Annotated in this window: 23 protein-coding genes and 1 pseudogene; 12 read left to right on the forward strand and 12 right to left on the reverse strand. The window is 67.8% G+C overall.

Annotated elements, in window-relative coordinates; translation table 11 throughout:
* Positions 1-101: 101 nt before the first annotated feature.
* The 6 genes from PA6_RS06215 to PA6_RS06240 all read right to left on the reverse strand — a co-directional run bounded on the left by PA6_RS06215 (position 102) and on the right by PA6_RS06240 (position 6,125).
* Complete coding sequence (locus PA6_RS06215) at positions 102-1,334, reverse strand: heme biosynthesis HemY N-terminal domain-containing protein (RefSeq protein ID WP_021700040.1); 1,233 nt, start codon at positions 1,332-1,334, stop codon at positions 102-104.
* The gene (locus tag PA6_RS06220) at positions 1,331-2,494 is read right to left on the reverse strand and encodes a uroporphyrinogen-III C-methyltransferase (RefSeq protein ID WP_081693947.1); all 1,164 of its coding nucleotides are present in this window, start codon (positions 2,492-2,494) and stop codon (positions 1,331-1,333) included. The genes PA6_RS06215 and PA6_RS06220 overlap by 4 nt, the downstream gene beginning before the upstream one ends.
* Positions 2,487-3,275 (reverse strand): uroporphyrinogen-III synthase, encoded by a 789-nt coding sequence (locus tag PA6_RS06225; RefSeq protein WP_021700042.1) that lies wholly within the window; start codon positions 3,273-3,275, stop codon positions 2,487-2,489. The genes PA6_RS06220 and PA6_RS06225 overlap by 8 nt, the downstream gene beginning before the upstream one ends.
* The gene (gene hemC, locus PA6_RS06230; RefSeq protein WP_021700043.1) at positions 3,272-4,204 is read right to left on the reverse strand and encodes a hydroxymethylbilane synthase; all 933 of its coding nucleotides are present in this window, start codon (positions 4,202-4,204) and stop codon (positions 3,272-3,274) included. Before hemC ends, PA6_RS06225 begins: the two co-directional genes overlap by 4 nt.
* 92 nt (positions 4,205-4,296) lie before the next feature.
* Positions 4,297-5,046, reverse strand: a complete 750-nt coding sequence (locus tag PA6_RS06235; protein ID WP_021700044.1) for a LytR/AlgR family response regulator transcription factor — start codon at positions 5,044-5,046, stop codon at positions 4,297-4,299.
* Positions 5,043-6,125, reverse strand: a complete 1,083-nt coding sequence (locus PA6_RS06240) for a sensor histidine kinase (protein ID WP_021700045.1) — start codon at positions 6,123-6,125, stop codon at positions 5,043-5,045. The genes PA6_RS06235 and PA6_RS06240 overlap by 4 nt, the downstream gene beginning before the upstream one ends.
* A gap of 210 nt (positions 6,126-6,335) precedes the next feature.
* Here PA6_RS06240 and argH point away from each other — a divergent pair, with 210 nt between their 5' ends.
* From argH to PA6_RS06260, 4 genes are all read left to right on the forward strand, one after another.
* Positions 6,336-7,730 (forward strand): argininosuccinate lyase, encoded by a 1,395-nt coding sequence (gene argH / locus PA6_RS06245; RefSeq protein WP_021700046.1) that lies wholly within the window; start codon positions 6,336-6,338, stop codon positions 7,728-7,730.
* A gap of 27 nt (positions 7,731-7,757) precedes the next feature.
* Positions 7,758-8,000 (forward strand): hypothetical protein, encoded by a 243-nt coding sequence (locus tag PA6_RS06250; protein WP_021700047.1) that lies wholly within the window; start codon positions 7,758-7,760, stop codon positions 7,998-8,000.
* A gap of 19 nt (positions 8,001-8,019) precedes the next feature.
* The gene (locus PA6_RS06255) at positions 8,020-8,499 is read left to right on the forward strand and encodes a GNAT family N-acetyltransferase (RefSeq protein WP_021700048.1); all 480 of its coding nucleotides are present in this window, start codon (positions 8,020-8,022) and stop codon (positions 8,497-8,499) included.
* A gap of 82 nt (positions 8,500-8,581) precedes the next feature.
* Positions 8,582-9,334: an endo alpha-1,4 polygalactosaminidase gene (locus PA6_RS06260; RefSeq protein WP_021700049.1), complete on the forward strand. Its 753-nt coding sequence runs from the start codon at positions 8,582-8,584 to the stop codon at positions 9,332-9,334.
* 42 nt (positions 9,335-9,376) lie between these two features.
* Here PA6_RS06260 and PA6_RS22680 read toward each other — a convergent pair.
* Positions 9,377-9,484 (reverse strand): annotated as a pseudogene (locus PA6_RS22680) (glutathione S-transferase N-terminal domain-containing protein); the annotation flags it as partial.
* Between the two features lie 117 nt (positions 9,485-9,601).
* On the opposite strand from PA6_RS22680, the gene PA6_RS06265 reads away from it, so the two are divergent.
* The 5 genes from PA6_RS06265 to PA6_RS23725 all read left to right on the forward strand — a co-directional run bounded on the left by PA6_RS06265 (position 9,602) and on the right by PA6_RS23725 (position 14,727).
* Positions 9,602-9,877, forward strand: coding sequence for a hypothetical protein (locus PA6_RS06265; RefSeq protein ID WP_021700050.1), 276 nt, complete (start codon positions 9,602-9,604; stop codon positions 9,875-9,877).
* Between the two features lie 80 nt (positions 9,878-9,957).
* A complete protein-coding gene (locus PA6_RS06270; protein ID WP_021700051.1) occupies positions 9,958-10,797 on the forward strand; it encodes a substrate-binding periplasmic protein in 840 nt (279 codons plus the stop codon).
* Positions 10,776-11,024, forward strand: a complete 249-nt coding sequence (locus PA6_RS06275) for a TIGR02647 family protein (RefSeq protein ID WP_021700052.1) — start codon at positions 10,776-10,778, stop codon at positions 11,022-11,024. Before PA6_RS06270 ends, PA6_RS06275 begins: the two co-directional genes overlap by 22 nt.
* Before the next feature lie 133 nt (positions 11,025-11,157).
* Positions 11,158-14,019 (forward strand): class I adenylate cyclase, encoded by a 2,862-nt coding sequence (locus PA6_RS06280; protein ID WP_021700053.1) that lies wholly within the window; start codon positions 11,158-11,160, stop codon positions 14,017-14,019.
* Positions 14,020-14,037: 18 nt separating this feature from the next.
* On the forward strand, positions 14,038-14,727 hold the full coding sequence (locus tag PA6_RS23725) for a glycine-rich domain-containing protein (protein WP_021700054.1): 690 nt from the start codon (positions 14,038-14,040) through the stop codon (positions 14,725-14,727).
* Here PA6_RS23725 and PA6_RS06290 read toward each other — a convergent pair whose 3' ends face one another.
* Positions 14,728-15,531: a lipase family protein gene (locus PA6_RS06290; protein ID WP_021700055.1), complete on the reverse strand. Its 804-nt coding sequence runs from the start codon at positions 15,529-15,531 to the stop codon at positions 14,728-14,730. It lies immediately after the preceding gene.
* A 185-nt stretch (positions 15,532-15,716) separates the two neighbouring features.
* Between PA6_RS06290 and PA6_RS06295 the strand changes: the two genes are divergently transcribed.
* Together PA6_RS06295 and PA6_RS06300 are read left to right on the forward strand one after the other, a co-directional pair.
* Entirely contained in the window at positions 15,717-15,905 is a 189-nt protein-coding gene (locus PA6_RS06295; RefSeq protein ID WP_043216337.1) for a hypothetical protein, read from the forward strand.
* 2 nt (positions 15,906-15,907) lie between these two features.
* Positions 15,908-16,138: a hypothetical protein gene (locus tag PA6_RS06300; protein WP_021700057.1), complete on the forward strand. Its 231-nt coding sequence runs from the start codon at positions 15,908-15,910 to the stop codon at positions 16,136-16,138.
* On the opposite strand, the gene rnk is transcribed toward PA6_RS06300, so the two are convergent.
* The 4 genes from rnk to PA6_RS06315 all read right to left on the reverse strand — a co-directional run bounded on the left by rnk (position 16,135) and on the right by PA6_RS06315 (position 18,374).
* Complete coding sequence (gene rnk, locus PA6_RS06305) at positions 16,135-16,542, reverse strand: nucleoside diphosphate kinase regulator (RefSeq protein WP_021700058.1); 408 nt, start codon at positions 16,540-16,542, stop codon at positions 16,135-16,137. The genes PA6_RS06300 and rnk overlap by 4 nt on opposite strands.
* Positions 16,543-16,662: 120 nt before the next feature.
* Complete coding sequence (locus PA6_RS22685; RefSeq protein WP_081693949.1) at positions 16,663-16,866, reverse strand: DUF1289 domain-containing protein; 204 nt, start codon at positions 16,864-16,866, stop codon at positions 16,663-16,665.
* Entirely contained in the window at positions 16,838-17,170 is a 333-nt protein-coding gene (gene cyaY, locus PA6_RS06310; RefSeq protein ID WP_021700059.1) for an iron donor protein CyaY, read from the reverse strand. Before cyaY ends, PA6_RS22685 begins: the two co-directional genes overlap by 29 nt.
* A 151-nt stretch (positions 17,171-17,321) precedes the next feature.
* Positions 17,322-18,374 (reverse strand): AraC family transcriptional regulator, encoded by a 1,053-nt coding sequence (locus PA6_RS06315; protein WP_021700060.1) that lies wholly within the window; start codon positions 18,372-18,374, stop codon positions 17,322-17,324.
* Between the two features lie 165 nt (positions 18,375-18,539).
* On the opposite strand from PA6_RS06315, the gene lptM reads away from it, so the two are divergent.
* Positions 18,540-18,677 carry an LPS translocon maturation chaperone LptM gene (gene lptM / locus PA6_RS06320; RefSeq protein WP_021700061.1) on the forward strand — a complete coding sequence of 46 codons (138 nt, stop codon included), beginning with the start codon at positions 18,540-18,542 and terminating at the stop codon, positions 18,675-18,677.
* Position 18,678: the final 1 nt, after the last annotated feature.

Raw genomic sequence — 18,678 nt, forward strand, 5'->3', positions numbered from 1 at the left:
GAACTCCGATGCGGGGGCGAGAAAGGCGCCTACGGTAGAGGAAAGCCGAGCGGCCTTTCAAGGTAATGGCAGACGCCCCGTCAGCGACAGGGCGCCATACGTCAGACCGATGGCTGTGGCAGCTCGGGCAGGCGCTGGCCTTGCAGCACCAGCAGCTCCTGCAGCAGACGGTTGCTCTGCTCGGCCTCGCCCTGGCTGGCCAGCAGGCGCGCCAGCTCGGCGCAGGCCTCGGGGCTGCGGGCAAACTCCAGGCTGATCTCGAAGTATTCGCGCGCCTTGCCCCACAAGCCGTTCTGCAGACTCAGACGCCCCAGGGCGAGGAGCAGTTGTGGCGCTTGCGGATGCTGCTTGAGCAGCGCCTCGGCGCTCTGCAGCTGGCGCGCCGGGTCGCGCCCGCGCAGCTGGCCGTAGAGGCGCACCAGACGTTCGTCGTAACCCTGCTTGAGCGCCTTGCGCAGCACCTCCTCGGCCTCCTCCTGGGCGCCCAAGGCGCGCAGCTGGCGGGCATAGGCCAGCAGCAGCTCGGCATCCTGGCGCTGCGCCGAGGACAGCTGCTGCCAGGCCGCCGTCAGGGGTTGCAGGGCCAACTCGCCCTGCTCCAGCCCCTGCTCGCCGGCACGTTGCAGGCGGTCGATCCAGGCCTTGCGCTCGAGTTCGGCGAGCGCCTCGCCCTCAACCACACGGCTCTTGCGCAGCTCCGGCAGAAGGTCGAGCAAGGCCGCCCAGTCGCCGCGTTCGACCAGCGTGCGCTGCAGTTGCTCAAGCACCGCATGATGCCGCGGATGACGCTCGCGCATGGCCTGCAGGGTTTCCAGGGCACCGTCGAGATCGCCGCGCTCGCGTTGCAGCTCGGCATGGGTCAGGGCCACGGCCAGCTCGGCCTGCGGCTGGCTGCGCAGGGCCTTTTCCAGGAGCGCCTCGCCCTCCTCCACCCGCCCCAGCTTGTAGGCGGCACGGGCCGCGCCCAGGTAATACATCAGCGGCTGACGCTCGCCCTCGGCGGCCAGCGACAGGTGACGCACGGCACGCTCCCAGCGCCCCTCGATCAGGTCCAGCAGGCCCTTGTCGGCAGCCAGCTGCTGGCGCTTGCCACGGTTGCGCCGGGACCAGGGATTGACCACACCACCGGAGGCCAGCAACACCCGCACCAGCCAGCGCACGCCGACGAACAGGCCCCAGGCCAGCGCCAGCAGAAGCAGGAACACCCACAGGCTGGATTCGTAGCGCAGACCCTTCCAGGCGATCAGCACGTAGCCGCTGTGCTCGGCGACGGCCAACCCCAGCAGGGTGGCCGCGCTGACCACCAGCAGCAGAAGCAGGACGGCGCGGATCATTGCCCGTCCTCCTCGATGGCTTCGATATCCGGCTCCAGCGCCGGCTCGGCCTGCGCATCGGGCATCAGCTCGGCGGCCTCGCGGCGCTTGAGATAGGCCTGCAGCACGTCGAGCGCGTTATCCAGCTTCGGCAGCTGAGCCACCACCGGCTGCTCGGCCAGCTCGCCGATGCGCTGGCGCAGGGCCTGCACAGCCTGGTTGTCGCGGTCGAAGTAGCTGTCCAGCACGTCACCGGCGGCGGCCAGCGCCTGACGGTAGACTTCCGGCTCGCCATTCAGCGCGCCCCATTGCGCCTGCTCCAGGGCCAGCACCAGGGTCAGGCGCACCTGCGCCAGGCTCTGCCCGGCCAGCTGCGGACGCACGTCCTGATCGGCGTGCAGGTCGATACGCACATAGCGTGACACCTGCTGCCACAGCTCTTCCCAGCGGCTGGCGTCGCTGGCGTTGTTGGCGCCGGCCGGAGCTTCGGCCGGCACCAGGTATTCGGGCGTCAGCGTCTGCAGCTGGGCGGCCTGGCCGCGCAGGGCGGCCAACTGCAGGAACAGGCCGCTGCGATCCAGTTGCGGCAAGCTGCGCAGGGCCTCCAGCACCTTGATCAACTCGCCACGGGCGGCGAAGGCCTGCGGATCGTTCTGCGCCCGCAGGATGTCATCGGCGCCCTGCACCAGGGCGATCGCGCTGTCGACGTCCTGCAGCGCCGAGAGGCGCAGCATGGCCAGGCGCAGCAGGTGCTCGGCCTCAGCCAGGCGCCAGTCCTCGCGGCTCTTGCCGAGCAGGCCGGAGAGGCTTTGCGCCAGGCGTTGCTGCTCGCCCTGCAGGCTCACCAGCAGGTCGCGCTGGGTGGCCAGCTGGTCCGCCGAGGGCAGACCGGCCAGCTTCTTGGCCACGCTATCCTCGCTGCCCTGCAGCCGGGTCTCGGTCGCCGCGCCGATTTCGCGTAGCCGCTCCAGCTGCTCCGCCGCCTGCCCCTGCTGCTGATGCAGCTGCCAGGCGCTCCAGGCGCCGACACCGAGGCCGGCCAGGCCGACCAGCAGGGCCAACCAGGCCGGGCCGCGCCCACTGGCCTTGGCGGCTGCCTGCGGGGCCGGCTCCGCGGCGAGTGGCGGGGTCTGTTCACTGATCTGCGGGGTGGTTTCGCTCACGAGTCCTTCCTTATGCATCAGAGGCCGGCGCCGGATGGGCGCGCAGGGCCGCCAGAACAGCCGCAGCACTGGCGCCGCGACAATCGATGACCTGCCGGGCGCCCGCCGCGCGGGCCAGTTCGGCCACCCGCGGGCTGGGCACCAGCAAGGGTAGCCGAGCCAGCTCCGCCCAGGCACTGGCAGCGAGCTGCAGCAGGTTTTCCAGACCCTGGGCGCTGCTCACCAGCAGTGCGTTGAGACGCTGCGCCGCCACCAGCTGCGGCAAGGTGCCGCTGGGGTATTGAGGACACAGACGCCGGTAGAGTTCCAGATAGTCGACCACGGCGCCACGCGCGCGCAGGGTCTCGGCGATCAGCTCGCGCCCGCCCTCGCCGCGCATCAGCAGCACCCGTGGGTTTGCCACGCACAGCGCCTGGTCAAGCTCGGGCAGGGCCAGCAGCGCCTCGCTGTCGTCGCCCAGGCTCGGACAGCAGGCCTGCAGGCCATGCGGCTGCAGGTACTGGTCGAGAATCTGCGCAGTGGCGGCGCCCACGCTGAACCAGCGCGGGCCGCACGGTGGCTGCGCCCAGTGGCGCTGGAGCAGGGCTAGGCCCAGGCGCGCGGCCGGCTTGCTGACCACGATGACGGCGCTGTAACGCTCTAGATCGCGGAGGATGGCGCACTGCTCGGGCGTTTCCGCCAGCGCCTCGGTTTCCAGCAGCGGCAGACTGCAGCTGTAGACGCCAGCCTCGGCCAGGGTGGCGGCCAACGCCTCGCACTCGGCAGCCGGGCGGGTCAGCAGCAGGCGCCAGCCCGTCACTCGGCCGCGGCCTCGCCGTACACCGCCTTGAGAATGGCCTCGGCGCCCTGCGCCAGCAGCTGCTCGGCCACCTGCACGCCAAGCGCCTCGGCATCGCTGCCACGGCCTTCGGCGCGCAGCAGCAGGCCGCCATCGGGCTGGCCGACCAGGCCGCGCAGCCACAGCTGCTCGCCCTCGCGCAGGGCGTAGCAGGCGATCGGCACCTGGCAGCCGCCGTTGAGGCGCTTGTTCAGCGCGCGCTCGGCGGTCACCCGCGCGGCCGTCTCGGCATGGTGCAGCGGCGCCAGCAGCGCGTGGATCTCGGCATCGGCGGTGCGGCACTCGATGCCCACCGCGCCCTGACCACCGGCCGGCAGGCTGTCGTCGACGCTGATCGAGGCACGGATGCGCGCCTCGAAACCCAGGCGGATCAGGCCGGCGGCGGCGAGGATGATGGCGTCGTACTCGCCGGCATCCAGCTTGGCCAGGCGGGTGTTCACGTTGCCGCGCAGGAAGTGGATCTTCAGGTCCGGGCGGCGCGCCAGCAGCTGGGCCTGACGGCGCAGGCTGGAGGTCCCGACCACGCTGCCGGGCGGCAGTGCGTCGAGGCTGTCGTAGGTATTGGAGACGAAGGCGTCGCGCGGGTCTTCACGCTCGCAGATGCAGAACAGGCCGAGCCCCTCGGGGAAGTCCATCGGCACGTCCTTCATGGAGTGCACGGCGATATCGGCCTCGTTCTCCAGCAGGGCGGTTTCCAGTTCCTTGACGAACAGGCCCTTGCCGCCGATCTTCGCCAGCGGCGCGTCGAGCAGCTTGTCGCCACGACTGACCATGGGCACCAGGCTGACCTTCAGCCCGGGGTGAGCCTGCTCCAGGCGGGCCTTGACGTACTCGGCCTGCCACAGGGCCAGGGCGCTCTTACGGGTGGCGATGCGGATTTCGCGGGACATGGGCAATTCCAGAAGACGAACTGCCGGGGATGATAACAGGATGACCGGCGCACGCCCGCAGGCACGATCGCCGCAGGCTGCATCCGGGGGGCTTACAGGCTGTGCATCAGCTTGCGCACACCGGCCACATGGCGCCGGCTGACGGTCAGGGCGTCCGGCCCCAGACCCTTGAGATAGAGCTGGAAGTGCCCCAGCGGCGTGCGCTGCAGACGCTCGATGCGTTCGCGGGCGACCAGCGCATTGCGATGGATGCGCACGAAGCGTTCGCCGAACTCATCCTCCAGCGCCTTCAACGGCTCGTCCAGCAGCACCTCGCCGCCTTCATGGCGCAGGGTCACATACTTGTGGTCGGCGATGAAGAAGATCACCTGCTCCAGCGGAATCAGCTCGATACCCTTGCGGGTACGCGCGCTGATATGGCTGCGCGGGCCGGCGCCATTGCCGGGCATGGCCGGGCGCGTCAGCGCCGCCAGCTGCACGCGGTTGGGCCGCTCGGCCTTCTTCAGCGCGGCAGCCAGGGCCTCAGGGCGCACCGGTTTGACCAGGTAGCCGACGGCACTGACGTCGAAGGCCTCCAGGGCGAACTCGTCATGCGCGGTGCAGAAGATCACCGCCGGCGGCGCCTCGCGTTCGCACAGTTTGGCTGCCACCTGCAGGCCATCGAGGCCGGGCATGCGGATGTCCAGCAGGACTACGTCCGGCCGCAGGCTGTCGATCAGCGCCAGCGCTTCTTCGCCGTTGCTGGCCGAGGGCTCGAGGACACGATAACCCTCGAGTTCGCCGACCATGCGGATCAGGCGCTCGCGGGCAAGGGGTTCGTCATCGACGATCAGCACATTCATATTGCTCGGGCTTCCTGCATGAGTCTCGAACAAGGATAGCGTAGACAGGTGAAGTGGCGCCCGTCACGGCGATCCACGCTGAGACTCGCGCCGGGGCCGAAAAGTGCCGCCAGGCGCGCATCGATATTCACCAGGGCCTGGTGGGTTCCGCGCGACGGCTGCTGATCGGCGACTTCCTGGAAGGGGTTGCTCACGCAGAGCTGGAACACCCCATCACGGTAGTCCGCCTCGATCCGTACCAGTCCGCCCTCGATGCGCGGCTGGATGCCGTAGATCAGGGCATTCTCCAGCAGCGGCTGCAAGGTCAGCTGGGGGATCGGCAGATCCGCCGGCACATTTTCCACCTGCCAATCCAACTGTAGCCGGTCGCCGAGCCGATAGTGCTCGATCGACAGATATCGTTTGCCCAATTCCAGTTCCTCGGCCCAGGACACCAGGGTACCGGGCTTGGCCAGGCTGGCGCGGAACAGATCGGACAGATCAAGCACCGCCTGCTCGGCCTTGACCGGGTCGACCACCACCAGGCTGGCGATGCTGTTCAGGCTGTTGAACAGGAAGTGCGGACGGATACGCGCCTGCAGCGATTCGATGCGCGCCTTCAGCTCGGCCTGCTGCTGCTTGCGCCACTGACTCTGCAGGTAGAAGTAGCGCAGCATCAGGCCGGACATGATCAGGCTGATCAGCGCATGGCGCAGGTACAGGTTAACCTCGCCCTCACGCGGCAACACGCCGCCCAGGTTGAAGTAGTCAGCCACCGTGGTGCAGGCCAGCGTCAGCGCTACCACCAGCGTGCAGCACAGTGCCCCGGCCAGGGCCGCTCGCAGGCGCGCCAGCAGCGGCCGCAGGCGGCACAGCAGCGCCGCCGAGAGCAGCACGATCCACTGCACGAACAGTGAGGTCAGCGCCAGGCGCTCCCAGTTGAACGCGGGCAGCATGGGTTCGGCCAGCACCAGCACCAGCACCAGCAGCTCGGCCAGCAGCACCAGGCCAAGCAGCGCCTCGGGCTCGCACAGCTCCGGCAGGAAGAAATCGTCGTCCGGGGCGAGGGTGCGCCCCTTGTTGAACCATTGGATTTTCATCCCTGCAGTTTCCTTGTGTGCGCCACCGGGCGGCAAGCCAGAGCGGCCCGGCCGGGCCAAAACGGTGACCCAAATGCCGCCGAACCACGCAAACTGTGACGGCGGCAACAGATCGGCGCGGCCTCGGTTTTCCCGGCAAGGCTGTTATTATCGACACACTTTGTCCGTTTCGCAGGCGCCCGCCGCGTCTGCCCTGCCACGAGTCCAGCCATGAGCAGCGAAAAAACCAACCAGTCCTGGGGCGGCCGCTTCAGCGAGCCCGTCGACGCCTTCGTCGCCCGCTTCACCGCCTCGGTCGACTTCGACAAGCGCCTGTACCGCCACGACATCATGGGCTCGATCGCCCACGCGACCATGCTGGCCAAGGTCGGCGTGCTGACCGCGGACGAGCGCGACGCCATCGAGGCTGGCCTCAAGCAGATCCAGGCCGAGATCGAAGCGGGCCAGTTCGACTGGCGCGTCGACCTGGAAGACGTGCACATGAACATCGAGGCGCGCCTGACCGACCGCATCGGCGTCACCGGCAAGAAGCTGCACACCGGCCGCTCGCGCAACGACCAGGTGGCCACCGACATCCGCCTGTGGCTGCGCGACGAGATCGACCTCATCCTCGCCGAAATCACCCGCCTGCAGCAGGGCCTGCTGGGCCTGGCCGAAGCCGAAGCGGACACCATCATGCCCGGCTTCACCCACCTGCAGACCGCCCAGCCGGTGACCTTCGGGCATCACCTGCTGGCCTGGTTCGAGATGCTGTCGCGCGATTACGAGCGCCTGGTAGACTGCCGCAAACGGGTCAACCGCATGCCGCTGGGCTCGGCCGCGCTGGCCGGCACCACCTACCCGATTGCCCGCGAGATCACCGCTGAACTGCTGGGTTTCGACGCCGTTGGCGGCAACTCGCTGGACGGCGTGTCGGATCGTGACTTCGCCATCGAATTCTGCGCGGCCGCCTCGCTGGCGATGATGCACCTTTCGCGCTTCTCCGAAGAGCTGGTGCTGTGGACCAGCGCCCAGTTCCAGTTCATCGACCTGCCCGACCGCTTCTGCACCGGCTCCTCGATCATGCCGCAGAAGAAGAACCCGGACGTGCCGGAGCTGGTGCGTGGCAAATCCGGCCGGGTGTTCGGCGCCCTGACCGGCCTGCTGACCCTGATGAAGGGCCAGCCGCTGGCCTACAACAAGGACAACCAGGAAGACAAGGAACCGCTGTTCGACGCCGCCGACACCCTGCGCGACAGCCTGCGCGCCTTCGCCGACATGGTTCCGGCGATCAAGCCGAAGAAGGACATCATGCGTGAGGCGGCCCGCCGTGGCTTCTCCACCGCCACGGACCTCGCCGACTACCTGGTGCGCAAGGGTCTTCCCTTCCGCGACTGCCACGAGATCGTCGGCCACGCGGTGAAGTACGGCGTGCAAACCGGCAAGGACCTGGCCGAGATGAGCCTGGACGAGCTGCGCCAGTTCAGCGAGCAGATCGGCGACGACGTGTTCGCCGTGCTGACCCTGGAAGGCTCGGTCAACGCCCGCGACCATATCGGCGGCACCGCGCCGAACCAGGTACGTGCCGCCGTGGCGCGCGGCTGGGAACTGCTGGCGACGCGCTGATCGCCCGCCAAGGGAAAAGGACTTCCCATGCTTGAGCTGTTGCTACGTGGCCTGCTGTTCCTCGGCGAGGCCATTCTGGGGCTGATCTTCGGCTACTTCTTCTACAGCGCCGGCTGGCTGCTGTTGCGCCTGCTGACGCTGGGCCGCTATCCGCGCCTGCCACTGCGCCAGATCGATCCGGACAGCCCACGCGGCAACTGGATCGCCTCCTTCGGCGTCCTCTGTCTGGTTGCCCTGCCACTGGCTGTACTGGTTCTCCTCTACGGCTAAACACTTCGAGAATATTCGCATGAGCCTGCATATCCGCACCGCCACAGCCGATGATGCCGCACTGATCCTGCGCTTCATCACCGACCTGGCCATTTACGAGAAGGCCGAACACGAGGTGCAGACCGACGTCGCTGGCATTCGCGACAGCCTGTTTGGCGCGGGCTCGACCACCCATGCGCTGATCTGCGAGCAGGATGGCGTGGCGATCGGCTTTGCCGTGTATTTCTTCAGCTACTCGACCTGGCTGGGCAAGCACGGCATCTACCTGGAAGACCTGTACGTCGCGCCGGAATACCGCAAGCTCGGCGCCGGCAAGGCGCTGCTGCAGCATCTGGCACAACTGGCCGTGGCCAAGGGCTGCGGGCGCATGGAGTGGGCCGTGCTGGACTGGAACACACCGGCCATGGAGTTCTACGAGTCCTTCGGCGCCCGCCCCAAGGACGACTGGATCTCCTACCGCCTGACCGGCCAGGCGCTGCTCGACTTCGCTGCCGGCTGAGTACCGCCCGGCGCCCTGTGCTTGGGGCGCCCCAGCCGCTCACGTATCTTGCCCAAACGTCCAGCCCCACCAAGGCCGCCCCATGCGCTCATTCCTGGCTCTGCTCCCGCTTTTCCTGGCTACGCTCGCCAATGCTTCGCCCCTGGCCATCCCGGCCAATGCCAGCTGGCACCTGCAACTCAACGGCCCCCTGCAGACGCCCAACCGGCAGGTCTACGACATCGACCTGTATGACACGCCCAAGCAGACCATCACCAACCTCAAGGGCCAGGGCCGCATCGTCATCTGCTACTTCAGCGCCGGCACCTGGGAAGACTGGCGCAGCGACGCCAAGCTCTATCCCAAGGCCGCCATCGGCAAGCCGCTGCCGGAGTGGCCCGGCGAGCGCTGGCTGGACTATCGCCGCAGCGATGTGCGCAAGCTGCTGGCCAAGCGCCTGGACCTGGCCCGCAGCAAGGGTTGCGACGGCGTCGACCCGGACAACGTGGACGGCTACAGCAATGACAACGGCCTCAAGCTGACCCGCGCCCAGCAGATCGACTTCAACCGCTGGCTGGCCAGCGAAGCACACAAGCGCAACCTCAGCGTCGGCCTGAAGAACGCCGTCGAGCTGCTGCCGCAGCTGGCAGCCTACTTCGACTTCGCGGTCAACGAGAGCTGCTACCAGTACGAGGAGTGCGGCGGTTACGTGCCCATGCGCCGCCAAGGCAAGCCGATCTTCATCGCCGACTACCGCGCCTACAACGCCAAGCTGTGCAGCCGCGCCAAGACCTCGGGCTTCCGCCTGCAATTCTTCAAGCTCGACCTCAAGGGTACCGGCAAGCCCTGCCCCTGAGCCTCAGGCCCTGCTGCGCAGATGCGCCAGGAAGGCCTCGTCCTGGCTGCCGTAGACGCTGACGGTGTCGAACGCCAGGCCCTTTTCCAGCAGGGCCAGGCGGACCATGTTGTAGTAGTTGCTGACGGCGAATCCGTGGAGTCTGAGCATGGCGGCTTACCGATCCGGAAAACTCCAGTTATCGCTGGCCAGCTGCGTGCGGGAAGCTCCATCAGCCGGCTGAATGATGGCTGTGGCAGACTACAGCGCCGCCCACGAGGAAAAGCCATGAGCGAACATGACCACGACGACGATGAAGCCTTCGCCGAAGAAACCCTGATCCAGGCCATCGAGAACCAGCTGGAAGCGGACAACCCGCCGGCGGCCAAGGCCGTGTACAACAAGCTGACCCTGGTCGGCTACGAGCGCGAGGAAATCCTCGAGCTGATGGCCCTGGTCCTGGCCCACGAGATCGATGCCATGCTGCGCGACGACCGGCCCTTCGACGGCGCCTGGTATGAGCAGGCCCTGCGCGCCCTGCCGGAGCTGCCCGGGGAAGAATGAGCCGGCCTTGACCAAGGTCTATTTCCGCCACGACCTGGTGTTGCTAAGGTGCAATGGCCCCGTTGCGGAAAGGTCACTTCATGGCCGCGCGCTGTCTCCGGCTCTGCCTCGCCATACTTCTGCCCCTGCTGTGCGCTCCGGCGGCCACGGCCGACGAGGTTTATCGCATCGGCGCCGAGGACGACTGGTACCCCTTTACCGCGCTGCGCGAGGGCAAGGTGCAGGGCATGTCCGCCGATCTGGTGCGCGCCGCCTTCGCCGCCAGCAATACCCGTGTCGAACTGGTGCCCTACCCCTACTCGCGCTGTATGGAGCTGACTCGAACGGGCCATCTGGCTGCCTGCTTCAACACCTCGCCGGATGCCGACATCGCCAGCGAATTCCGCCTGCCGCAGGAGCCGCTGTTCAGCGATGACATCCTGCTCTGGGCGCGGCACGACAACGCTCGGCCGGTGACCGATCTGCAGCAGCTGGCCGGGCGCAAGGTGGCGGTGACCATCGGCTACGAGTACGGCACCCCCTTCGACAGCCTGGCCGACGTGGAGCGCGTGGAAGTGCGCCGCGATCTCAATGGATTCCGCATGCTGGCGCACCAGCGGGTGGCCTACACCGCCGCCTATCGCGGCATCGCCGCGGCCCTGTTTGCCGAGCATCCGGAGCTGGCCGGCCAGTTCGTGCCGGTCGCCACCCTGCACCGCCCGCAGCTGTTCGTCTCCTTCTCGCGCTACCACCCGCAGGCCGAGCTGCTGCTGAGTCGCTTCGACAGCGGCATGCGCGCCCTGCATCGTGACGGGCGCTACCAGCAGATCATCGAGCGCTGGCATCTCCCGGATGCGACGCCCTCAGGCGACGCCTCTACACTCAAACCAATCCTCACAACAACAAGAGCGCAACGACCATGGCCTACACCCCCGAACTGATCGCCGAGCTGGAAATTCTCGCCCTGTACAACCTGGACAATCATCAGGAAGGACTCAAGGTGCACAACAACGCCTCCAACCGTGCCCAGATGGCCATCACCCGTCTGCACGAGAAGGGGCTGGTGACCCAGGCCGACGGCGGCTACCTGACCAGCCTGGGGCTGGATGCCGCCGAGCATGCCCAGGCGCTGCTGACCATTCTGCGCACCGAGCCCGCACGCGCCTGACCGAACGGGGCGGAGCGGCCCCGGATTTTCCCCTGCAGCGGCGGCCAGGTGCCGCCGATACACTGGGCAGAGATGGCTGCCAGATGCCCCGCGGCACTGGTAGTCTTGCTGCCACCACCGCTCCGAGCCGTACATGACGCGCACCCTGGAAATCCGCACGGATATCAACGAAGGCATCGACCGCAAGGTCCTGGGGCAGCTGCGCGCGCGCTTTCTCAAGGTCAACGATGGGCGCCTGGGGCGCGCCATGCAGGCGCTGTCGACGCGCCAGCAACTGGTGCTCAAGCTGTTGCCCCTGCTGTTCCACGTCAATCATCCGCTGCTGCCGGGCTATGTCTCGGCCAGCACACCGGCCGGGCTGTCCGGCTACGAGCCGGATGACAACACCCTGGCCGAGGCCCAGCGCCTGACCCGCTCGTTCGCCTACAAGGCACGCCGGGGCACGCCCGGCAGCAAGCCGCCAACACCGATCCAGGGCCTGTTCCTGATGGGCAGCCTGGGCACCGTGGCGCAGGCCGAGCAGAGCGACATGGACCTGTGGGTATGCCATGACCCGGCTCTCGACGCCCGCGCCCTGGCCGAACTGCGCAAGAAATGCGATCTGCTGGAGGCCTGGGCCGCCACTCAGGGCGCCGAGGCGCACTGCTTCCTGATCGACCCAGCGCGCTACACCTTGGGCGACCGCGAAGCGCAGCTGACCTCCGACGACTGCGGCACCACCCAGCACTACCTGCTGCTCGACGAGTTCTACCGCACGGCCATCTGGCTCGGCGGCCGCACCCCGCTGTGGTGGCTGGTGCCGGTGTACGAAGAGGCCAACTACCGCACCTACACCCACGCCCTGCTGAGCAAGCGTTTCGTCCGCGCCGAGGAGGTGCTGGACCTCGGCCACCTGGCGCGCATCCCGCCCGGCGAATTCATCGGCGCCGGCATGTGGCAGCTGTTCAAGGGCATCGAGTCGCCCTACAAATCGGTGCTCAAGCTGCTGCTCACCGAGGTCTATGCCAGCGAGCATCCGCGCGTGGAATGCCTGAGCCTGAGGTTCAAGCAGGCGGTGTACGAGGGCCGTCTGGACCTGGACGAGCTCGACCCCTACATCGTGGTGTACCGCCGCCTGGAGGAGTACCTCACCGCGCGCGGCGAGCTGGAGCGCCTGGAGCTGATCCGCCGCTGCCTGTACCTGAAGATCGGCAAGCGCCTCAGCGTACCGCCGCGGCAGCGCGCCAAGAGCTGGCAGCGCCTGCTGTTCGAGCGCCTGACCGGCGAGTGGCGCTGGAGCCAGCGCGAACTGGCCATGCTCGACAGCCGCAGCCAGTGGAAGGTGCGCCAGGTCAGCGCCGAGCGGCGCGCGCTGGTCAACGAGCTGACCTACAGCTACCGCTTCCTGTCGCAGTTCGCCCGCAGCGAACAGACCGCCATCCCGCTCAACAGCCGCGACCTTGGCGTGCTCGGTCGGCGCCTGTACGCCGCCTTCGAGCGCAAGGCCGGCAAGATCGAGTTCATCAACCCCGGCATCGCCCCGGACCTGGCCGAGGACACCCTGACCCTGGTGCAGAGCCCCAGCCAGGAAACCGAAGGCGAAACCCAGTGGGCGCTCTACCAGGGCAACCTGAACGGCCAGGAATGGCCGGACTTCGCCCCGCTCAAGCGGGCGCGCCAGTTGATCGAGCTGCTCGCCTGGTGCCACCGCAACGGCGTGATCGACACCAGCACCCGCCTGTCGCTGCACCCCGGCAGCAGCGACCTCAGCGAGTTCGAGCTGTCCAGCCTGCTCGGCAGCCTGCAGCAGGTGGCACCGCTACCCCTGGCGCCGGTCAGCGAGGAAGCCCTGCTGCACGCCGCCGAACCGGCCGAGACGCTGCTGCTGGTCAACGTCGGCGTCGACCCGCTGAAGGCGCACAGCCAGCTGAATGTACACCTGACCACCGGCCGCACCGACTCGCTGGGCTATTCCGGCGTGCGCGAGAACCTGGTGCTGACCCTCGACCAGGTCAGCCTGAACAGCTGGAACGAGTTGATGGTCAGCCGCTACGAAGGCCCCAACGCCCTGCTCGACTGCCTGCGCGACTACCTCAACGCGCTGCCGGCCGACGGCCGCCGGCCACGCCTGGAGGTACGCTGCTTCTGCCGCAACCGCGCCCAGGCCATCGCCCAGCGCGTCGAGGAACTGTTCCGCGACACCCTGACCAGCCTCGCCGGCGCCGCGAACAGCCGCTACCTGCTGCAGGTCCAGCAGCACTATCACGTACTGGAGCTGTTGCCCGGCCAGGTCAGCCACGCCGCCCTGCACGACCTGCCAAGCCTGCTCGAGCACCTCGGCGAGGAACAGCCCAGCTACAGCCCGCTGCACCTGGACCGCTACGCCCTGGAAGGCGAGGACCTGGCCCTGATCCTGCCGCTGGGGCGCCCCGACTGCATCCAGGTGTTCTACCGCATCGATGGCGCCCAGGCCGAGCTGACGGTGCTCGACGAGCACAACGCACTGTGGCGCCAGCGCCTGCCCTATCGCGACGAACAGAGCCTGCTGACGCCGCTGCAACGCTTCCTGCAATCGGTGCTGTACCGCCGCAACGCCCTGCTGCCACTGGACAGCCCGTTGCCACCGGCCGCCCTGGACATCCTCTATTACGAGGTGCTGCCGGCCCCACCGCAGCGCGCCAGGCACCTGGAGCGCCGTGCACCGCCACAGGCCCAGGCCGCCCACTCCTTCTACGACGTACAGGCCATCATCGAGCCCGCCGACAGTGGCCGTGTGCATGTCACCCTGTACTGCAACCACCGCGAGTTCTCCGAACTGGAGTACGGCGCCGAGCTGTTCGCCGCGGTGGCGCGGCACATCCTCAACCAGCGCCGCGGCGCCGAGCGCTACCCCTGCTACATCACCGACCTTGATCTGTCGCGCATTCTCGGCGACGGCCAGGCGCAGACCACCCACTATCTGCGCTATAAGGCCCAGCTGGAAGGCGCGCTCAACAGCGCCCTGCAAAACGCCTGAACGGCAAAGGACTGCCCGATGATCTTCACCACCCTACTGAGCGCGGCGTTGCTGGGCGGCGTTGTCTACCAGCGGCGGGCGGCACTGCAGCGCAAGCGTGCCCGCTTCATCGACAGCTACTGGTTTCCCGAACGGCTGCGCGACAAGCTGCTGGAGCGTTATCCGCATCTGACGGGCGAACAGATCCAGTGGGTGCTGCTGGGGTTGCGCGAGTACTTCCAGCTGTGCCGCCTGGCCAGGGGCGCGATGGTTGCCATGCCGTCGCGCGCGGTCGATGTGGCCTGGCACGAGTTCATCCTCTACACCCGCCAGTATCAGGCATTCTGCACCTCCGCCCTCGGCCACTTCCTGCACCACACGCCAAACGACGCCATGCCCGATCCGCAGGCCCCCAGCGACGGCATCCAGCGCGCCTGGCAGCTGGCCTGCCAGCGCCTCGGTCTGTCGCCGCAGCGCACCGAGCGCCTGCCCTGGCTGTTTACCCTGGACGCCGACCTGGCCATCGACGACGGCTTCCGCTACAGCCGCCAATGCGACGCCAAGCCCGGCGCCATCGGCAGTGACAGCGGCTTCTGCATCAGCCACTTCGGCTGCAGCTCCGCCGGTGGTTGCGGCGGCGACTCCGGTTCCGCCGGTGGCGGGGGCGGCGGCGGTGATGGTGATGGGGGTGGCTGCGGCGGCGGTTGTGGCGGCGGGGGCGGCGACTAGTCAGCCACGCATCGGCGCCTGCGGGTGCTGCAAGGCGTAGAGGTAGCAGTCGGTCATGCTGTGGTTGGCGGCCACGCCGGCGTAGCTGGCGGTGAAGGTCACGGCCTGACCGAGGTGCTGGTACAGCAGCTCGCCACTGACCGCCGCCGGAATCTGCGGTACCAGATCGCTGTCATTGACCAGGCGGAAGGTCGGCACCCCCAGGCTGTTGTAGGCCGCGGCAAAGTCTGTAGCCGCCAGGCGCGGGCTGGCGAAGTTGTAGTGCTGCAGCGCCTGGTCCGGCCAGCGCTCATGCAGGTCGAGCACGGCCAGGCTGGACAGCGCACTGCCCAGGCTGTGTCCGCAGACCCACAGCGGGCCGCTTGGCTGCAGGCTGTCCAGGGCGGCCAGGGCCAGGTCGCGCAGCGAGGTGTAGAGCTTGAGAAAGCCGGCGTGCACGCTACCCGTAACGCCGTCCTGCCACGGCCACCGGGCCTGCTGCAGGTCCAGATCGTCGAGCCAGTCCTGAGCCGACTCAGTGCCGCGCAGCACCAGGTAGGTTTCGCCCTGATCGTTGGCGGCGGCGAAACCGAAGGGCTCGGACTCGTTGATGAAGCGCAGGTCGCTGAGGATGCTCCAGATCGGCGCGGAGAAGCGCCAGCCGTCAAGCTGTGGCGCGTTCCAGTGGAAGTCCTGCGGGCGCCGCGGCCGGCCCTGCACCTGCCATTGCTGATACTGGGCATAGGCCTGCTCGACCAGCTGGGCGCAGCGCAGCGCGCGGTCGAGGGAGAAGTTCTGCGGGAAGTACAGGGGCAGACTGGACATGGCGGCCTCCTTGCCGGCGACGGGACTATCAGACTCTAGCCGAGTGACAGGCACGTGGCAGCGGAGTTCCTGGCACGGCATAAAGTATCGATTTCACTGATACCTGATACGAGCAAGGACCATTATTCAATCGAATGAGCCTGAGAGAAGCTGCCACCTCCAGCAACCTCCCGGGAACCCGCAGCATGCCCAGGCTCATTCACCCACACGCAAACAATGGCACCCTCGCCGGCTTCGGCCTGCTGTCAGTCATCGCCAGCGTGCTGCTGGCCCTGAGCCTGGCCGCTACCGAGGTATCCGGGTCGAAGCCCGTCGGCCCCGCACTGCAGCCAGTATTGCAGGCCCTGCTTGGCGCCATCCGAGTGGGAAGCTAGCCATGCAGCTCTCCCCGCCACGCGCACTGCTGCTGTTCCTGTTGCTGGCACTGATCAACGGCCCGGCGCTGGCCGGCAAGGGCCAGGTCGCCGGAGGCGGCATCGCCCGCACCATCGAGTGCAACCAGAACATTGCGCGCTATCTGGAACTGGACGAGCGGCTCAGGCGCGGCAGCGATGCACCGCCCTGCCGCGAGCCGCAGGCACTGGCGCGGCGCTTCCTGCTGGCCTAGCGCTGGTAGGCGCCCGCCGCCTCCGGCTGATATTCCACGGCCAGCAGGGTGAGCTTCAGCGGCTTGCCGGCCGGGCCCGGCCAGTCGATCTGCTGGCCGACGGAGAGGCCGAGCAGGGCCGAGCCGACCGGGGCGAGAATCGACACCTTGCCTTCGCCGCCGGCATCCTCGGGGAACACCAGGGTCAGGTGATAGTCCTTGCCGCTGCTTTCCTCGCGGCAGTGCACGCGCGAGTTCATGGTCACCACCCCGGCCGGCACTTCGTCGTGGCCCACTACCTGGGCACGCGCCAGCTCCCTTTCCAGCGCCTCGGCGGTCGGGCCGAAGTCCTCCAGGCTGTCGAGCAGGCGCTCCAGGCGCTGTAGGTCGAGACGAGTGATGGTAATGGCGGGGGTGTTGCTCATGGCGGCGGGTTCTCTCCTTGGGCCAGATAAAGCAAAACCCCGCCCGAAGGCGGGGTTTTGATCAGTGAGTCAGCTTCGAGTGAAGCTACCACAAGCCCGGCAATAAGCAAGACCAGGGGGTCATCGGCAAAAGGGCGTGGGCCGCAGGCGCTGTTGTGCGGCCTGGCAGATCGCCCGGCGCCGCTCGCTGTCGGCCTTGCCCCACTCGAGGATCTCGCTCAGGCTGCGGCCACAGCCCAGACACACGTCATGCTCGTCCAGGCAGCACTGGCGGCGACAGGGCGAGTCGACAGCCTCAGAGTTCGTCGAACTCGAGTTCTTCACCGGCCTGCTCGCGGGTCACCCGGGTCAGCAGCTCGCCCAGCGGTTCCTCGCTGGTGTCGCAGATCCACAGGCCCTGCTCCTCGTCGTAGTCGAAGTGAAAGCCGCCGGAGCGCGCCGCCACCCACAGCTGGCGCAGCGCCTCCTGGCGGCTGAGGATCACCTGGCTGCCATTCTCGAAGCGCACGGTGAGCACGCCGGCGGAGTTTTCCAGATCGAGGTCCAGGTCGCTGTCATCGAAAATGTCTTCCACGGCCTGCTGGGCGGCATCGACCAGGTCATGGAAACGGGCTTCGCTCAAACTCATTACAACGTCCTCTGAGCCTTTCTGGGATTTAGCGAGCTAGAGCCAGACAAGGCGAAAATGGGCAAGGAAGCGCAGTTTACAGACAGTAAATGAGCATTCCGAGAACGTTTTCAACGCCGACTGGCCGACGCGCAGCAAATCCCGGGAAGGCTCAGGATTGGGAGGCGGAATCTAGCAGACTCTGTCGGTAGGCGCCGGGGCTCTGCCCGGTCCAGCGGCGGAACGCGCGGGCCAGCGAGCCGGCCTCGCTGAAGCCGACCAGGAAGGCGATCTCCGCCAGCTCCAGCGCCGGGTCGCGCAGGTAGTGCAGCACCAGCTGCTGGCGGGTCTCGTCGAGCAGCTCGCTGAACGACAGCCCAGCCTCGCGCAGGCGCCGTTGCAGGGTGCGCGCACTGAGCTGCAGGCTGTGCGCCAGCAGCTCGAGGTCGACGCCCTGCTCCGGCAGCTGGCGCGCCAGTTCGCGGCGGGCGCGGTCGAGCACGCTGTGGCCTTGGTTGAGCTGGCCGAGCAGACGGTCGGCGTGGGCGTCGAGCAGCTGGCGCAGCTGGGCGTCGGCCTGGCCCAGCGGGGTGCTCAGCAGGCGCTTGGGAAACACCAGGGCGTTGTCGGCCTGACCGAACAGCACCGGGCAGCCGAAGATGCGCCGGTGCTCGGCGGTATCGGCCGGCGCCGGGTGCTGGAAGCGCACTTCGGTAGGCGAGATCTGCAGACCGGTGATCCAGCGCCCGAAAGTCAGCCAGCCGGCCAGCGTCTCCTCGCTGTGCTGGCGCTGCTGCTGGTGCACCAACGGCTCCCAGCTGTGCGCCACCTGCGGCTCCAGCCCCGTGCGCGGCGGCTCCTCGTCGAGGTCGACGCGACCCAGGTTGCCCACCAGCGCGGCATAGCGGGCCTGGCGATGCAGGGCATCGGCCAGGGTCGCGCAGCTCATGATCAGGTAGCCGAGCACGCCGTAGTAGCCGGGGCGCATGGCCTCGCCCAGGTGCAGGCCGAGGTTGGCGTCGCCGGTCAGGCGCACGCCCTCGCCAAGCAGCTCCAGGTAGGTGCTGACGGCGATGCGCTGGTCGCGCTGAGCGAGGATCGCCGGGTTCAGCTGCACCTTGGCCAGCAGCTCGGCGCTGGCGAAGCCCTGGCGCTCCAGGTAATCGAGCAGGCCCTGCAGGTAGGCGACCGAGACCGAGCTGGCGGCGGGAACGGGGGCTTCCATCGCGACTCCGTGATTTTTTAGCCGCCATGCTAGCCGCAAACCCGCCGTCGCGGGCAAGCCGAACGCGCCACGACAAGGGGCGCAGCCCCCGCCAGGCGTGCATAGGCAAGGGGCCGGGGGGTGGGTATACTCCGGGCCATTCACGATTTCGCAAAGGACACCACCATGAAGCGCCTGCTGCTGCCCTTCATCGCGCTCGCCGTATTCACCGCCGCCCTCGCCGGCTGTGGCCAGAAAGGCCCGCTGTACCTGCCCGACGACGACAAGACCGTCAAAGAACGCGACAAAGACGTCTTCCTCTAAG

It is taken from the genome of Aquipseudomonas alcaligenes NBRC 14159 (assembly GCF_000467105.1).
GTDB classification, from domain to species: domain Bacteria; phylum Pseudomonadota; class Gammaproteobacteria; order Pseudomonadales; family Pseudomonadaceae; genus Aquipseudomonas; species Aquipseudomonas alcaligenes.

Bases quoted from the DNA above. Each gene is read 5' to 3' on its own strand.
- PA6_RS06315 (WP_021700060.1), bottom strand. From the start codon at position 18,374: ATGGAAGCCCCCGTTCCCGCCGCCAGCTCGGTCTCGGTCGCCTACCTG.
- cyaY (WP_021700059.1), bottom strand. From the start codon at position 17,170: ATGAGTTTGAGCGAAGCCCGTTTCCATGACCTGGTCGATGCCGCCCAG.
- PA6_RS23725 (WP_021700054.1), top strand. From the start codon at position 14,038: ATGATCTTCACCACCCTACTGAGCGCGGCGTTGCTGGGCGGCGTTGTC.
- PA6_RS06265 (WP_021700050.1), top strand. From the start codon at position 9,602: ATGAGCGAACATGACCACGACGACGATGAAGCCTTCGCCGAAGAAACC.
- PA6_RS06255 (WP_021700048.1), top strand. From the start codon at position 8,020: ATGAGCCTGCATATCCGCACCGCCACAGCCGATGATGCCGCACTGATC.
- PA6_RS06280 (WP_021700053.1), top strand. From the start codon at position 11,158: ATGACGCGCACCCTGGAAATCCGCACGGATATCAACGAAGGCATCGAC.
- lptM (WP_021700061.1), top strand. From the start codon at position 18,540: ATGAAGCGCCTGCTGCTGCCCTTCATCGCGCTCGCCGTATTCACCGCC.
- PA6_RS06240 (WP_021700045.1), bottom strand. From the start codon at position 6,125: ATGAAAATCCAATGGTTCAACAAGGGGCGCACCCTCGCCCCGGACGAC.
- PA6_RS06270 (WP_021700051.1), top strand. From the start codon at position 9,958: ATGGCCGCGCGCTGTCTCCGGCTCTGCCTCGCCATACTTCTGCCCCTG.
- PA6_RS06300 (WP_021700057.1), top strand. From the start codon at position 15,908: ATGCAGCTCTCCCCGCCACGCGCACTGCTGCTGTTCCTGTTGCTGGCA.
- PA6_RS06215 (WP_021700040.1), bottom strand. From the start codon at position 1,334: ATGATCCGCGCCGTCCTGCTTCTGCTGCTGGTGGTCAGCGCGGCCACC.
- PA6_RS06290 (WP_021700055.1), bottom strand. From the start codon at position 15,531: ATGTCCAGTCTGCCCCTGTACTTCCCGCAGAACTTCTCCCTCGACCGC.
- PA6_RS06235 (WP_021700044.1), bottom strand. From the start codon at position 5,046: ATGAATGTGCTGATCGTCGATGACGAACCCCTTGCCCGCGAGCGCCTG.
- PA6_RS06260 (WP_021700049.1), top strand. From the start codon at position 8,582: ATGCGCTCATTCCTGGCTCTGCTCCCGCTTTTCCTGGCTACGCTCGCC.
- argH (WP_021700046.1), top strand. From the start codon at position 6,336: ATGAGCAGCGAAAAAACCAACCAGTCCTGGGGCGGCCGCTTCAGCGAG.
- PA6_RS06275 (WP_021700052.1), top strand. From the start codon at position 10,776: ATGGCCTACACCCCCGAACTGATCGCCGAGCTGGAAATTCTCGCCCTG.
- hemC (WP_021700043.1), bottom strand. From the start codon at position 4,204: ATGTCCCGCGAAATCCGCATCGCCACCCGTAAGAGCGCCCTGGCCCTG.
- PA6_RS06295 (WP_043216337.1), top strand. From the start codon at position 15,717: ATGCCCAGGCTCATTCACCCACACGCAAACAATGGCACCCTCGCCGGC.
- PA6_RS06250 (WP_021700047.1), top strand. From the start codon at position 7,758: ATGCTTGAGCTGTTGCTACGTGGCCTGCTGTTCCTCGGCGAGGCCATT.
- rnk (WP_021700058.1), bottom strand. From the start codon at position 16,542: ATGAGCAACACCCCCGCCATTACCATCACTCGTCTCGACCTACAGCGC.
- PA6_RS06220 (WP_081693947.1), bottom strand. From the start codon at position 2,494: ATGCATAAGGAAGGACTCGTGAGCGAAACCACCCCGCAGATCAGTGAA.